Raw genomic sequence first — 12,449 nt, forward strand, 5'->3', positions numbered from 1 at the left:
CGCAGGAAGTGTTCATGAAGCTGTCCGTAGTAGTCCCTTGCTACAACGAGGAAGCCGTCATCGACAGCTTCGACACGGAGATCCGCAAGGTCCTGGACGCCCTCCCCGTCGAGTACGAGGTCTGCTACGTCGACGACGGCAGCCGCGACGGCACCCTCGGCAAGCTCCGCAAGATCGCGGCCCAGTACGCCGACCAGACCCGCTACGTCTCCTTCAGCCGGAACTTCGGCAAGGAGGCCGGCATGCTCGCCGGCCTGCGCGAGGCGACCGGCGACGCGGTGGTCATCATGGACGCGGACCTCCAGCACCCGCCGGAGCTCATCGCCACCATGCTCGACTACTACCGGCTGGGACACGACCAGATCATCGCCCGCCGCACGCGCGAGGGCGACAAGAAGGTCCGCACCGCGCTGAGCCGCCTCTACTACCGGGGCATCAACCGGTGGGTCGACGTGGAGCTCACCGACGGCGTCGGCGACTTCCGGCTGCTGTCGCGCCCGGCCGTGGACGCCCTGCTGTCGCTGCCCGAGTACAACCGCTTCTCCAAGGGCCTCTTCTCCTGGATCGGTTTCGACACCGTCCACTTCGACTACCGCAACGCGCAGCGCGAGGCCGGCGAGACGAAGTGGAAGTTCGGCTCCCTGGTGAACTACGGCATGGACGGGCTGATCTCGTTCAACAACCGGCCGCTGCGCATCGCCATCTGGGCGGGCGTCTCGCTGGTGGCCCTGACGGCGCTGTACGCCCTGTCGATCGCGGTCATCGCGATGACCCAGGGCGTGACCTCCCCGGGCTACGTCACCCTCGTCGCGATCATCGTCGGCCTCGGCGGCGTTCAGATGATCATGCTGGGGCTGATCGGCGAGTACATCGGCCGCATCTACTACGAGACCAAGCGCCGGCCGCACTTCCTCGTCAAGGAGTCGCACGGCACGGAGCCCCTGCCCCGCGACGTGCGGGCCGCCGAGGACATCCGGAAGACCAGCGGCACCGCGGTGCCCGAGAGCGTGATCGCGGAGCGCAGCAGCTGATGCGGAACAAGCCCGAAACCCCCCGCGACACCCCCCGCGACCCGGCCAAGCCGGACCGCAGGACGCAGCTCGGCCAGATCTTCCGGTTCGCGCTGGTCGGCGGGGTCAACACCGGCACCTTCTTCGTGCTGTACCTGATCCTGCACCCGTTCATGCCGTACTTCGCCGCCTACACCCTCGCCTTCGTGCTGGCGATGGTCGGCTCGTTCTTCATGAACACCTACTTCACCTACCGCACCCGGCCGACCTGGAAGAAGTTCCTGCTCTTCCCGCTGACCAACATCACGAACTACGTGATCCAGTCCGCCGGCCTGTACGCCCTGGTGACCTGGGCGGGCATGAACACCAAGATCGCGCCGCTGGTCGCCGCGGTCCTGGCCATCCCGTTCACCTTCGTCCTGTCCCGCAAGATCCTCATCCCGGGCACCGGGGACCAGGCCGGGGAAGCGGAGCAGGCCCGCAAGCCGTCCACGGTCTGAAACCGGAGGGCGGCCCCGCCCGGCCACCCCGTAGATTGAGCGGGCAGGGTCGGGCAAGGCGAGGGGCAAGGGGACAGACGTGTCAGCGGCTAGGCAGGGTGTGCTCGACGCGCGCAGGATCGTGGTCAAGGTCGGATCCTCCTCCCTGACCACGGCCACCGGCGGACTCGACGCCGACCGGGTGGACGCCCTGGTCGACGTACTGGCCAAGGCGCGCGGCGGCGGCGAGAAGGAGATCGTCCTGGTCTCCAGCGGAGCCATCGCCGCCGGGCTCTCCCCGCTCGGCCTGCACCGCCGCCCCACGGACCTGGCCCGCCAGCAGGCCGCCGCCAGCGTCGGGCAGGGCCTGCTCGTCGCCCGGTACACCGCCTCCTTCGCCCGGTACGGGATCCGCGTCGGCCAGGTGCTGCTCACCACCGACGACACCAGCCGGCGCGCGCACTACCGCAACGCCTACCGGACCCTGGACCAGCTCCTGGCCATGGGCGCCCTGCCCGTCGTCAACGAGAACGACACCGTCGCCACCGACGAGATCCGCTTCGGCGACAACGACCGCCTCGCCGCGCTCGTGGCCCACCTCGTCCGCGCCGACCTCCTCGTGCTCCTCTCGGACGTGGACGGCCTCTACGACGGGGACCCGGCCCAGCCCGGCACCAGCCGCATCGACGAGGTGCGCGGCCCCGAGGACATCGCCCACGTCACCATCGGCAGCGTCGGCAAGGCGGGTGTCGGCACCGGCGGCATGGCCACCAAGGTCGAGGCCGCGCGGATCGCCGCGGCGGCCGGCATCCCCGTCGTCCTGACCTCGGCCAGCCAGGCCGCGGACGCCCTGGCCGGGCGGGAGACGGGCACCCTGTTCCACTCCACCGGGCGCCGGTCCACCGACCGGCTGCTCTGGCTCCAGCACGCGTCGACCCCGCAGGGGCACCTCGTCCTGGACGACGGAGCCGTCCGCGCGGTCACCGAGCGCGGCAGCTCGCTGCTGCCCGCGGGCATCGCCTCGGTCGAGGGCGACTTCGTCGCCGGCGACCCCGTCGAACTGCGCTCGACCGACGGCCGGGCCGTCGCCCGCGGCCTCGTCAACTTCGACGCCAAGGAGCTTCCGCGGCTCCTCGGCCGCTCCACGCGCGAGCTCGCGCGCGAACTCGGACCCGAGTACGAGCGGGAGGTCGTCCACCGGGACGATCTGGTCCTGCTGCAGGGCTGAGGTTCGGCAAAACCGCCGCGCGGTGGGCCGAGGACTGGTCAACTGTGAGGGGCGGACAGGCAATGGCGCGGGACGAGGAGGCGGCTGGTGAGACGAGCGCTGACCAGCGTCGGCACCGGGGACGGTGACATCGGCGGGAGCGGGGAGGACCGGGACTCCTCCCGTCTGTGGCACATCACCCTGAGCGTCTCCGGGAAGCCGGCGCCGCTGTGCGAGGTCCGACGCGGGCTGGAGCAGCTCGCCCACGACCACCCCTTCCTGCTGACCAGCCGGTACGCCGACGACCACGCGGAAATCCGCTACTGGGAGGAGGCCCGCGACCTCCACGACGCGGCGGCCGTCGCTCTGCGGCTGTGGGGCGAGCACCGCTCCTCGGCGAAGCTGCCGCCCTGGGAGATCGTCGGCCTGGAGGTCATCGACCGGGCCACCTACCACCAGCGCGTCGCCGAGGGCTACGGCCCGCCCCCGGCCCACCCGGTGGGCGTGCACCCCTACTGACGCGCCCGGCGCCGGGGGCGGTGTGCCAAGGAGGCGGCCGTCTCGGGGGGTGGAACCCCATCCGGCCCGGCCGGGGCGGGGATTACCCTGGCCGCATGACCTCGCTCGATGCCACCACCTCGCCCGTGATCGCCACCGCGCAAGCCGCCCGCACCGCCGCCGCGGCCATCGCCCCGCTCCCGCGGTCCGCCAAGGACACCGCCCTGCTGGCCATCGCCGACGCGCTGGAGGCCCGTACCGCCGAGATCGTCGAGGCCAACGCCGTCGACACGGCCAAGGCCCGCGAGGCCGGGACGAGCGAGACCGTCATCGACCGCCTGACCCTCACCCCCGAGCGCGTCAAGGCCATCGCCTCCGACGTGCGCGACGTCGCGGCACTGCCCGACCCCGTCGGCGAGGTCGTCCGCGGCTCCACCCTCCCCAACGGCATCGACCTGCGCCAGATCCGTGTCCCGCTCGGCGTCGTCGGCATCATCTACGAGGCACGCCCCAACGTCACCGTCGACGCCGCCGCCCTCTGCCTGAAGTCCGGCAACGCCGTCCTGCTGCGCGGCTCCTCCTCCGCCTACGCCTCCAACACGGCCCTCGTCGGCATCCTGCGGGACGCCATCTCCGGGGCCGGTCTGCCCGCCGACGCGATCCAGCTCGTCCCCGGTGAGTCCCGCGACTCCGTCCGCGAGCTGATGCGCGCCCGCGGCCTCGTCGACGTGCTCATCCCGCGCGGCGGCGCCTCCCTCATCAAGACCGTGGTCGAGGAGTCCATCGTCCCGGTCATCGAGACCGGTACCGGCAACTGCCACGTCTACGTGGACGCCCAGGCCGACCTGGCCATGGCCGTGGACATCCTGATCAACTCCAAGGCCCAGCGGCCCTCGGTCTGCAACTCGGCCGAGACCCTCCTCGTCCACCGGGACATCGCCGCCGCCTTCCTGCCGCTGGCCCTGGACGCACTCGCCGAAGCCGGCGTGACCGTCCACGGCGACGGCGAGGTGCTCTCGTACGCCGAAGGCACCAAGGTCACCGCGCTCCCCGCCACCGACGAGGACTGGGCCGCCGAGTACCTCTCCTACGACATCGCCGCCGGGGTCGTCGACTCCCTCGACGACGCCGTCGCCCACATCCGCCGCTGGACCTCCGGCCACACCGAGGCGATCGTCACCACCTCGCAGGCCGCCGCGCGCCGCTTCACCCAGCTGGTCGACTCGACGACGGTTGCCGTGAACGCCTCCACCCGGTTCACGGACGGTGGTCAGTTCGGCTTCGGTGCGGAGATCGGCATCTCCACCCAGAAGCTGCACGCCCGGGGCCCCATGGGGCTTCCGGAGCTCACCTCGACCAAGTACATCGTCACCGGCGACGGTCACGTACGGTAACCGACCCCTGAACACCGTGTGGCCGGATTTCGGCGCACACCCTGCCCAAAGGTGTCCCTCAGGTCTACGCTGGTCCCGTGCCGGACGACGTGGGGGGCAAACCGTTCCCGGACGACGGGGAGCCCGACGACGACCGCGGAGGCGCGGACAAGGACTTCGCCTCCGTGGTGTTCGACGAGGACTTCGTCCGGAACGCCGAGATCCGTGAACCGAGCGCCGCGGAGCGCCAGCGGGCCGGCGACCGGGCGCGCGCCGAGGCGGCCGAGGCCGCCCGCGCCGCCTTCGCCGGCGGCTGGACGGGCGACGAGGACTACGACGCGTACGCGTACTCCCCTCCCGACGGCCACCGGTCCGACGACTCGGGCTGGGACCACGGCCACGGCTTCGGGTACCCGGACGGCCCCTACGGCGCGTACGGCGGCAGCCTGCGCCCCTACCGGGGACGCTCGCCCTGGCTGCGCCCGGTCGCCTGGATCCTCGCCTTCGTGATGGGCCTCGGCATGATCGCGCTCGCCTTCAGCGCCGTCTACCGCAGCGCCGCGAGCGACGCCGAACCCGCTCCGGCGCCCGCCAGCACCCCGATGGGCGAAGTCGCCGGTGCGGGCAAGTTTATGGACCGCGTCGGCCGCCAACCCTGAAGGTAGACCCCGCTCCCTTTCGCCGGAGCCGGGGGCTTCTCTGAAGCGGGGACAGCGGGGAGAAGCGATGGCCGTGTCAGGAGATCCACCCAGCGGCACCAACGGCACCCCCGGAGGCACCGAAGGGGGCGACGACGACTTCCGGTCGGACGAGTACCGATCGGTCGTGTTCGACGACGACTTCGTCCGGGCTGCCCGGCTCCAGGAGTTCTCGGCGCAGGAACGCATGGGCGAGCACGCCCGCGCCGTACGCAGCCGGTCGTTCTGGTCGGGCGCGGGTGCCGCCGGACCGCGCGGCGGCGCGTCGGCGGCCCGGCAGGGCCGCGTCATCGTGCTGTGCATCACCCTGGCGCTCGCCGCCGCCGTCTACATGGGGCTGCGCAACCCCTACGTGCCACCCGCCGAAGGCCCGGCGGAGGCGCTCAGCAGCACCGTCGTCCCGCTCGCGCCCACCGAACCCGTACCGGGCGGCCGGCCCGCCGACCTGTACGCGAAGAGCCCGGCAGCGCACTACCGCGTCGGGGCGGCCGGGATCAACCTGCCCGCCGTGCGCCGCACCCACCACTTCACCGACAGCCAGGTGCTCGCCGCGCTGACCATCGCCAAGGACTACCTGGTGCAGTCCTCACTGGACCCCGACGTGCTGTCCGCGACGGCCTCCCGGCCGGTGCGGGTCCTGCTCGATCCCGCCCAGCTGACGCAGTTCGACCAGAGCGTGCTCGCGCCGTCCGGTGACGGGCGGCACGCCGTCACGGGCTGGCTGGTCCGCTTCGACCCCGCCGTCGCGGTCGTGGCCGACACCAGGGTCCGGGTCAGCGGAGTGCTCGCCTTCCACGAGGCAGGCCCGAACGTGCTGGAAGTGACCACCGACCACACCTTCGTCTACGCCGTGCGCCCGGCCACCGGCCTGCCGGCCGCCGCGGACGGCTCCTCGCTCTTCACCGTCCGGCGTGAGCTGAAACTGCGCTTCGACCGCGACGACCTCACGGCCCGGCGGGCGGAGCTGGTCACGGCCTACGTCATGGCCGGACCGCAGGACTGCTCCGCCGACCCGGCTGCGGGCTTCCGCCCGCTGCCGGCCGGCGCCGGGCCGACCACCGTCGGCCCGGCCGCGAGCGATCCGTACGCCAGCGGGCAGCCGCGGCGCTCGGCCGGGCTGTGCGGGGTCATGGCGCCGACGGCCTCCCCGGAGCAGGGCGTCAGCCCTGCCCCGTAGCCCCGCCCCGGCCGGCGTCCCCGTTCCCGTCGTTGTCCCGGTCCCGGTCCCTGTCCGTGCCCTTGTCCCCGCTGCCGGCCGAGCCCGAGCCCGCGCCGGAGCCCGCGCTCGAGCCCGCGCCCGCTCCCGTGAACTTGTCCCGGAGCTTGCCGCCCAGGTCCGCGGTGCCGCCGGCGAGGTCGCCGACCAGCTTCATCAGCGGGTCCTTGCTGGTGCGCACCGAGTCGGCGTAGTGCGAGGCGGACTGCCGGAAGGAGTCGGTCACCGAGGTGTCCTTGTCCTCCTCGCGCCGCGGATAGTGGCCGTCCATGATCCGCTGGTAGTCCCGGTTCTGCGACCACTTCTTCAGCTCGGCCGCCCGCACCGTCGTGAAGGGGTGCGTCCGGGGCAGCACATTGAGGATCTTCAGCACGGAGTCGCGCAGGTCGCCGCTCTTCTCGTACTCGTCGGCCTGGGCGAGGAACGCGTCGACGTTCATCTCGTGGAGGTGGTTGCCGCCCGCGAGCTTCATCAGTCCGCGCATCGAGGCGTGCACGTCCTGTCCCACCAGCAGACCCGCCCGGTCCGCCGAAAGCTCCGACTTGCGGAACCACTCGCGCAGCGCGGTCACGAGCGCCATGATCGCCACATTGCCCAGCGGGATCCACGCGATCTTGAGCGCGAGGGTCGTCAGGAAGAGCAGGATCGTGCGGTACACGGCGTGCCCCGACAGGGCGTGGCCCACCTCGTGGCCCACCACCGCCCGCATCTCCTCCTCGTCGAGCAGCTCGACGAGGGCGGTGGTGACCACGATGATCGGCTCGTCCAGCCCGATGCACATGGCGTTCGGCTTGGGGTCCTGCTGCACGTACATCTGCGGGACCTTCTCCAGGTCCAGGATGTAGCAGGCGTCGAGGAGCATCGCGTGCAGGTGCGGGAACTGCGTCTCGCCCACCCGGACGGAGTCCGACAGGAAGAGCAGTCGCAGACTGCGCTCCGGCAGCAGCCCGCTCAGCGCCTTGAAGACCGTGTCGAAGCCGGTCAGCTTGCGCAGGGCCACCAGCGCCGAGCGGTCCGCCGGATGCTCGTACGCCCGTGAGGAAATACCGGGAAACCTCCTGCGGTCCCGTGCCGGTGCCTTCTCGAAGCCCGTCCCCGTCATAGCGCCCTCCCCGTTGGTCCGTCCGTCTGTCGGTCCGTCTATCCTCTCCAACGCCTGAGTCGGCGTGAGCGTGCCCCAGGCCCCCGCATACGATGTGAGCGAAGTCTCCGCCCGCTCCCCGACTCGATAGGTACCTGCCTGATGAGCCTCGCCTCCACCGCCCACACCCTGGTCGTCCTCGCCTCGGAGGGCGCCGAGCAGCACGGCGGCAACCACGACAGCCTCAACCCGTACCTGACCGGCGGCGCAGCCTTCGCCATCCTCCTGCTGCTGCTGTGGGTCACCACGCGCCTGAACCGCGACCGCTGAATCCCGCGCACCGCGCACGCGCCCGGAGGCGGGTCCCCGCCGCGCCACCGGGCCAGTAGGCTCTGCGCTCATGGGAGAGCAGGAAGTGCCTACCGGCCCGGTCAAGCGCCGGCTCGGCGTGATGGGCGGGACGTTCGATCCGATCCACCACGGACACCTGGTGGCCGCCAGCGAGGTGGCCGCACTGTTCCACCTCGACGAGGTGATGTTCGTACCGACCGGTGAGCCGTGGCAGAAGTCGCAGCGCGCCGTGTCGTCGGCCGAGGACCGGTATCTGATGACGGTCATCGCGACCGCCTCGAACCCGCAGTTCTCGGTGAGCCGGATCGACATCGACCGCGGCGGACCGACGTACACCATCGACACCCTGCGGGACCTGAGCGCGCTCAACGACGACGCCGACCTGTTCTTCATCACCGGCGCCGACGCCCTCGCCCAGATCCTGACCTGGCGGAACGCCGACGAGCTCTTCGCCCTCGCCCACTTCATCGGCGTCACCCGGCCCGGCCACGTCCTCACCGACGACGGCCTGCCCGAGGGCGGTGTCTCCCTCGTCGAGGTGCCCGCGCTGGCCATTTCGTCCACGGACTGCCGCGCACGCGTCGCCAAGGGGGATCCTGTCTGGTACTTGGTGCCCGACGGCGTGGTCCGCTACATCGACAAGCGTGAGCTGTACCGGGGAGCCTGAGCTTCCGGAGAGAGGGGCCCCGCGGTGAACGACCGACAGGAGCCGTACGACCCGTACGCGAGCCAGGAGCAGCAGCTCGTCGGCTACGACGCGTACGGGCGGCCGGTGTACGGCCAGGTGCCCGCGCAGCCCGCCCCCGCCCCTCCGTACGAGCAGCAGCGGTACGAGCAGCAGTCGCAGCAGTACGAGCCGCAGCCGCAGCAGCAGTACGAGCAGCCCCAGTACGACCAGCCCCAGTACGAGCAGTCCCCGTACGAGCAGCAGTACGGCTACGACCACCAGGCCTACGGCCGCCAGCCGCAGCAGCCGCAGCAGCCGCAGCAGCCGCAGCAGTACTACGCGCAGCAGCCGCAGCAGCAGGAGTACCCCCCGGCCCAGCCCTACGGGTACGACACCCAGGCCACCCAGCAGTGGATCCCGCAGCAGTCCGCCCCGGAGGCGCCGGCCCGTGAGCCGGCACCGGCTCCCGCGCCCGCACCCGAGCCGGAGTTCCGGCCGGCCGCCGCGCAGGTCCCGGAGCCCCGCCGGGCGGAGGGTCCGGCCGGGCAGGGGCCCTCGTACCGCACCGAGCAGTTCGCCTTCCTCGACCAGCAGGACGAGGAGTCCGAGGACGTCATCGACTGGCTCGCCTTCACCGAGAGCCGCACCGAGCGCCGCGAGGAAGCCCGCCGGCGCGGCCGCAACCGCGTGGTCGCGCTGATCGTGGTGCTGGCCGTCTTCGTCGCCTGCGGCCTGGGGTACCTCTGGTACGCGGGCAAGCTGCCGTTCCTGGAGGGTCCCGGCAAGGGATCGGGCGGCGCGGCCGCCAGCGGTCCGCAGAAGCGCGACATGATCGTCGTCCACCTGCACAACACCAAGAAGGGCGGCACCTCCACGGCGCTGCTCGTCGACAACGTCACCACCAAGCAGGGCGCCACCGTGCTGGTGCCGAACGGGCTGAACGTCACCAAGGACGACGGCACCGGCACCCAGCTGGGCAAGGCCGTCGAGGGCGGTGGCCTGGGCGTACGGGAGTCCCTCGACTCGGTCCTCGGCACCCACATCGGCGGCACCTGGCGCCTGGACACCCCCTTCCTGGAAAACTTCGTGGAGCTGGTCGGCGGCATCGAGGTCGACACCGACGCGGCGGTCCCGGCGGACGACTCGGTGAAGGCCCCCGCCGTCGGCCAGGGCCAGAAGCAGAGCCTCAGCGGTGCCATGGCCGTCGCGTACGCCACGTACCGGGCCCCGGGCGAGCCCGAGGCCAAGCAGCTGGACCGCTTCGGCAAGGTCCTGTTCGCCCTGCTGCGCAAGGTGCCCGGCGATCCGAAGTCGGCGGCCATGACCGTCGAGACCACCGGCCAGATCCTGGACCCGGCGCTGAACGCGCAGAGCCTCGGCGCGCTGCTGTCCAAGCTCGGGGAGCACGCCAAGGTGGGCGCCTACCGCACCGATGTCCTCGCCCTGAAGCCCGACGGCGGCCTCACGGACGACGCCAACAAGAAGGTCGTCAAGGAGGTCCTCGGCGGCTCGGCCACGGATTCCCAGCCCGGCGCGGCCCCCAGGGTGGGCCTGAAGGACGCCAGCGGCGACGAGAAGAGCCAGACGGCGGCGAAGGCGGCCCTGGTCAACGGCGGCTACACCCTGGTGGACGGCGGCAAGTCCGACAAGCCCGCGCCCGGGTCGCAGATCACTTACCAGGACGACGCCCAGCGGGACAAGGCGATCGAGGTCGCCAAGACGCTGGGGCTGCCCGAGACGGTCGTGAAGAAGGCCGAGAACGCGGTCAACGCGGACGTCGTGGTGACCCTGGGCAAGGATTACAAACCGTCCTGAGCCTTCTGCTGCCGCGCCTGTGAGGTGCGCTTCCGCCCGCGCGGGTCGCTGCGCGCGGGCGGTGACGGCGGTACATGAGACCCTTGTAAGGATCTGCCCGCCAACCCGAAAGCATGGCCAGTGACCGCCACGGACCGCTCCATCGAGCTCATCACCGCCGCCGCCCAGGCCGCGGCCGACCGGCTCGCGCACGACATCATCGCGTACGACGTCAGCGACGTGCTGTCGATCACCGACGCCTTCCTGCTCGCCTCGGCGCCCAACGACCGCCAGGTCAAGTCGATCGTGGACGAGATCGAGGAGCGTCTGCTCAAGGAACTCGGCGCGAAGCCGGTTCGCCGCGAGGGCGACCGCGACGCCCGCTGGATCCTGCTCGACTACATCGACATCGTCGTCCACGTGCAGCACAGCGAGGAGCGCGTCTTCTACGCGCTGGAGCGCCTGTGGAAGGACTGCCCCGAGATCGACCTCCCCGAGGACGCCAAGCTCACCAAGGGCAAGGCCGAGGAGCACGCCCAGCTGCGCGCGACGCAGGGCGACGACGAACTGGACGGTGATCTGTTCTGAGCACCACCCACCACGGCACGAACCTCGACGGTACGACCACTCCGGGCGGGACCGGCCGGAAGATCGTCCTCTGGCGGCACGGCCAGACCTCGTGGAATCTGGAGCGCCGCTTCCAGGGCTCGACGGACATCGAGCTGACCGAGGACGGTGTGGCGCAGGCGCGCCGCGCCGCCCGGCTGCTCGCGTCCCTGAGCCCCGATGCCATCGTCGCCTCGGACCTCCAGCGGGCCGCGGCCACGGCCGCCGAGCTGGCGGCCGTCACCGGCCTGCCCGTGACGCACGACGAGGCGCTGCGCGAGACGTACGCCGGCGAGTGGCAGGGCCTCACGCACAACGAGATCCTCGAGAAGTACGGCGAGCAGTACGCGGCGTGGAAGCGCGGCGAGGCGGTCCGCCGCGGCGGCGGTGAGCTGGAGACCGAGGTCGCCGACCGGGCCGCGCCGGTGGTGCTGGAACACGCCGGCCGGCTGCCCGTGGGCGGCACGCTCGTCGTGGTCAGCCACGGCGGCACGATCCGTACGACGATCGGCCGCCTGCTGGGCCTGGACTCGTACTACTGGGAGGGCCTGGGCGGGCTCTCCAACTGCTGCTGGTCCGTCCTCGGTGAGGGCGCGCGCGGCTGGCGTCTGATGGAGCACAACGCCGGCACGTTGCCGGAACCGGTGCTCGGCGACGACGACTGACATCGTCCCGGGGTGGCTTCCGCCCCGCTGCCACCCGGATTTCACTTTCCGGCTGGTCACAGGCTAGAGTTCTTCTTGTTCGCAGCGCAGAACACCGGAAACGGGGGGAGCGTTCGCGGAGAGCGGGGCTATAGCTCAGTTGGTAGAGCGCCTGCATGGCATGCAGGAGGTCTGGAGTTCAATTCTCCATAGCTCCACAATCAAGATCCCGTCCCCAACAGGGGGCGGGATCTTTGCTTTTGTCCCCAGCTGCCCAGGCGCGCACCGGCATGGCAGAATCGGACGGCCGGAGGGGGACGACGACGGTCCGACGCGGGAGGGAGTCGCTGACGGATGGGTGCACACCGGCGGCGGTGCGACTGGTGCAACAACGGCACGCCGATCGTGCGGGACATGGAGCCGATCAACCCCGACTACCAGTACTGGTGCGAGGAATGCGCGCGGGCGCTGATCATAAAAGGCGACCCGATCGAGACCTACCGCGAGCTGGAGGGCGAGCCGATCTACGGCCGGCTGCTCGATGAGCACTGCACGCTGAAGCGCTTCTACCAGTTCGCCCGTGCCTGACGATATGGGTCAAAACGGGCATGGCCCCAGGTCGGCGGAAACCGATTTTTGGACCAGGGCCATGACCGTGTAATGTTTGGGACGTCGCCAAGGGGAACCGGAAACGGAGAGCGAAGCGGCAGGCAAGACAAGGGGCTATAGCTCAGTTGGTAGAGCGCCTGCATGGCATGCAGGAGGTCTGGAGTTCAATTCTCCATAGCTCCACAGTGAAGAAGCGGGCCACCCGGATCGGGTGGC

The 12,449-nt window shown here is 71.1% G+C and carries 14 protein-coding genes and 2 tRNA genes; 15 read left to right on the forward strand and 1 reads right to left on the reverse strand.

The window, feature by feature from the left end; translation table 11 throughout:
- The first annotated feature begins 14 nt into the window (after nucleotides 1-14).
- From DRB96_RS02620 to DRB96_RS02650, 7 genes are all read left to right on the forward strand, one after another.
- Nucleotides 15-1,031 carry a glycosyltransferase family 2 protein gene (locus DRB96_RS02620; protein ID WP_239515992.1) on the forward strand — a complete coding sequence of 339 codons (1,017 nt, stop codon included), beginning with the start codon at nucleotides 15-17 and terminating at the stop codon, nucleotides 1,029-1,031.
- Entirely contained in the window at nucleotides 1,031-1,510 is a 480-nt protein-coding gene (locus DRB96_RS02625; RefSeq protein ID WP_112446578.1) for a GtrA family protein, read from the forward strand. Before DRB96_RS02620 ends, DRB96_RS02625 begins: the two co-directional genes overlap by 1 nt.
- Nucleotides 1,511-1,589: 79 nt before the next feature.
- Nucleotides 1,590-2,717 (forward strand): glutamate 5-kinase, encoded by a 1,128-nt coding sequence (gene proB, locus DRB96_RS02630; RefSeq protein WP_204357618.1) that lies wholly within the window; start codon nucleotides 1,590-1,592, stop codon nucleotides 2,715-2,717.
- Nucleotides 2,718-2,816: 99 nt separating this feature from the next.
- Nucleotides 2,817-3,215 carry a hypothetical protein gene (locus DRB96_RS02635; protein ID WP_239516728.1) on the forward strand — a complete coding sequence of 133 codons (399 nt, stop codon included), beginning with the start codon at nucleotides 2,817-2,819 and terminating at the stop codon, nucleotides 3,213-3,215.
- Between the two features lie 95 nt (nucleotides 3,216-3,310).
- Nucleotides 3,311-4,588 (forward strand): glutamate-5-semialdehyde dehydrogenase, encoded by a 1,278-nt coding sequence (locus tag DRB96_RS02640; RefSeq protein ID WP_112446581.1) that lies wholly within the window; start codon nucleotides 3,311-3,313, stop codon nucleotides 4,586-4,588.
- A gap of 77 nt (nucleotides 4,589-4,665) precedes the next feature.
- Nucleotides 4,666-5,226: a hypothetical protein gene (locus tag DRB96_RS02645; RefSeq protein ID WP_112446582.1), complete on the forward strand. Its 561-nt coding sequence runs from the start codon at nucleotides 4,666-4,668 to the stop codon at nucleotides 5,224-5,226.
- 67 nt (nucleotides 5,227-5,293) lie between these two features.
- A complete protein-coding gene (locus DRB96_RS02650; protein ID WP_112446583.1) occupies nucleotides 5,294-6,442 on the forward strand; it encodes a hypothetical protein in 1,149 nt (382 codons plus the stop codon).
- Here the strand turns inward: DRB96_RS02650 and DRB96_RS02655 are convergent.
- Nucleotides 6,426-7,583 carry a M48 family metallopeptidase gene (locus DRB96_RS02655; RefSeq protein ID WP_112446584.1) on the reverse strand — a complete coding sequence of 386 codons (1,158 nt, stop codon included), beginning with the start codon at nucleotides 7,581-7,583 and terminating at the stop codon, nucleotides 6,426-6,428. The two genes, DRB96_RS02650 and DRB96_RS02655, sit on opposite strands and share 17 nt — an antisense overlap.
- A gap of 141 nt (nucleotides 7,584-7,724) precedes the next feature.
- Here DRB96_RS02655 and DRB96_RS43650 point away from each other — a divergent pair, with 141 nt between their 5' ends.
- From DRB96_RS43650 to DRB96_RS02690, 8 genes are all read left to right on the forward strand, one after another.
- Nucleotides 7,725-7,892: a hypothetical protein gene (locus DRB96_RS43650; protein ID WP_204357619.1), complete on the forward strand. Its 168-nt coding sequence runs from the start codon at nucleotides 7,725-7,727 to the stop codon at nucleotides 7,890-7,892.
- Nucleotides 7,893-7,962: 70 nt separating this feature from the next.
- Nucleotides 7,963-8,580 (forward strand): nicotinate-nucleotide adenylyltransferase, encoded by a 618-nt coding sequence (gene nadD, locus DRB96_RS02660; RefSeq protein WP_112446585.1) that lies wholly within the window; start codon nucleotides 7,963-7,965, stop codon nucleotides 8,578-8,580.
- A gap of 24 nt (nucleotides 8,581-8,604) precedes the next feature.
- Nucleotides 8,605-10,395: an LCP family protein gene (locus DRB96_RS02665; protein ID WP_112446586.1), complete on the forward strand. Its 1,791-nt coding sequence runs from the start codon at nucleotides 8,605-8,607 to the stop codon at nucleotides 10,393-10,395.
- Between the two features lie 120 nt (nucleotides 10,396-10,515).
- Entirely contained in the window at nucleotides 10,516-10,962 is a 447-nt protein-coding gene (rsfS, locus tag DRB96_RS02670; protein WP_112446587.1) for a ribosome silencing factor, read from the forward strand.
- Entirely contained in the window at nucleotides 10,959-11,645 is a 687-nt protein-coding gene (locus DRB96_RS02675; RefSeq protein WP_112446588.1) for a histidine phosphatase family protein, read from the forward strand. The genes rsfS and DRB96_RS02675 overlap by 4 nt, the downstream gene beginning before the upstream one ends.
- 124 nt (nucleotides 11,646-11,769) lie before the next feature.
- Nucleotides 11,770-11,842, forward strand: a tRNA-Ala gene (locus tag DRB96_RS02680).
- A gap of 136 nt (nucleotides 11,843-11,978) precedes the next feature.
- Nucleotides 11,979-12,212 (forward strand): hypothetical protein, encoded by a 234-nt coding sequence (locus DRB96_RS02685; RefSeq protein ID WP_112446589.1) that lies wholly within the window; start codon nucleotides 11,979-11,981, stop codon nucleotides 12,210-12,212.
- A gap of 131 nt (nucleotides 12,213-12,343) precedes the next feature.
- Nucleotides 12,344-12,416 (forward strand) — tRNA-Ala (locus DRB96_RS02690).
- Nucleotides 12,417-12,449: the final 33 nt, after the last annotated feature.

This window comes from Streptomyces sp. ICC1 (genome assembly GCF_003287935.1).
Taxonomy (GTDB): domain Bacteria; phylum Actinomycetota; class Actinomycetes; order Streptomycetales; family Streptomycetaceae; genus Streptomyces; species Streptomyces tritrimontium.

Excerpts from the sequence above, each read along its gene's own strand:
- DRB96_RS02620 (WP_239515992.1), top strand. The coding sequence starts at position 15 with ATGAAGCTGTCCGTAGTAGTCCCTTGCTACAACGAGGAAGCCGTCATC.
- DRB96_RS02625 (WP_112446578.1), top strand. The coding sequence starts at position 1,031 with ATGCGGAACAAGCCCGAAACCCCCCGCGACACCCCCCGCGACCCGGCC.
- DRB96_RS02640 (WP_112446581.1), top strand. The coding sequence starts at position 3,311 with ATGACCTCGCTCGATGCCACCACCTCGCCCGTGATCGCCACCGCGCAA.
- DRB96_RS02650 (WP_112446583.1), top strand. The coding sequence starts at position 5,294 with ATGGCCGTGTCAGGAGATCCACCCAGCGGCACCAACGGCACCCCCGGA.
- DRB96_RS02655 (WP_112446584.1), bottom strand. The coding sequence starts at position 7,583 with ATGACGGGGACGGGCTTCGAGAAGGCACCGGCACGGGACCGCAGGAGG.
- DRB96_RS43650 (WP_204357619.1), top strand. The coding sequence starts at position 7,725 with ATGAGCCTCGCCTCCACCGCCCACACCCTGGTCGTCCTCGCCTCGGAG.
- nadD (WP_112446585.1), top strand. The coding sequence starts at position 7,963 with ATGGGAGAGCAGGAAGTGCCTACCGGCCCGGTCAAGCGCCGGCTCGGC.
- DRB96_RS02685 (WP_112446589.1), top strand. The coding sequence starts at position 11,979 with ATGGGTGCACACCGGCGGCGGTGCGACTGGTGCAACAACGGCACGCCG.